We start from the raw sequence: 562 nt of genomic DNA, 5'->3' as shown, positions 1-562 counted from the left end.
CTTCTGGTCGAGTTCATGAACCAGATTGAGAACATCGCGTGTGGAGCGACCGAGCCGATCGAGACGCAGGACGACGAGTTCGTCATCGGCGCGCAGGAACTGCATGATCGTCTCAAGCTCCGTGCGTCCAGTGCGCGATGCGCCCGAGCCTGTTTCGGAGCGGAGGATTTCACAGCCCGCTGCCTTCAACCGGGCAACCTGGATGTCGAGATCCTGGTCGATGGTGCTGACGCGGGCGTAGCCGACGCGGGTCATGGGCAAATCCGTCACATTAGGGTGGCTTTGCCCTCGTACAGTAACATTGGTGACGGAACCACCCTTTTGTGACATGTCGTATATGTCACTTCCGATCGTCACGTTCGGTGCACCCAATGGTGCGAGCGGAAAGGCCCCGGTCAGGCCAGCAAGCCGCCCAAAATCGATCCGGCTATTCAGATCGAGGTCGAAGCGGCCATAAGGATTGACGTGGCTGTAAATCAGCGGTGTGAGGCCGCGATAATCATCCGGCGTCATCCGGCCCGTCCATTTCGGTTCCACCAGCACGCTCTGAAGCATTCGGGTG

The 562-nt window shown here is 59.1% G+C and carries 1 protein-coding gene; it reads right to left on the bottom strand.

Annotation, left to right across the window (positions count from 1 at the left end; all coding sequences use genetic code 11):
* Positions 1–543: recombinase family protein (locus ADT71_RS32495; protein WP_231635430.1), on the bottom strand; the 543-nt coding region annotated here is incomplete at its 3' end.
* Positions 544–562 lie beyond the last annotated feature (19 nt).

It is taken from the genome of Novosphingobium sp. ST904 (assembly GCF_001298105.1).
Classification (GTDB): Bacteria; Pseudomonadota; Alphaproteobacteria; order Sphingomonadales; family Sphingomonadaceae; genus Novosphingobium.
This window is presented reverse-complemented; position numbering and strand designations above follow the sequence as displayed.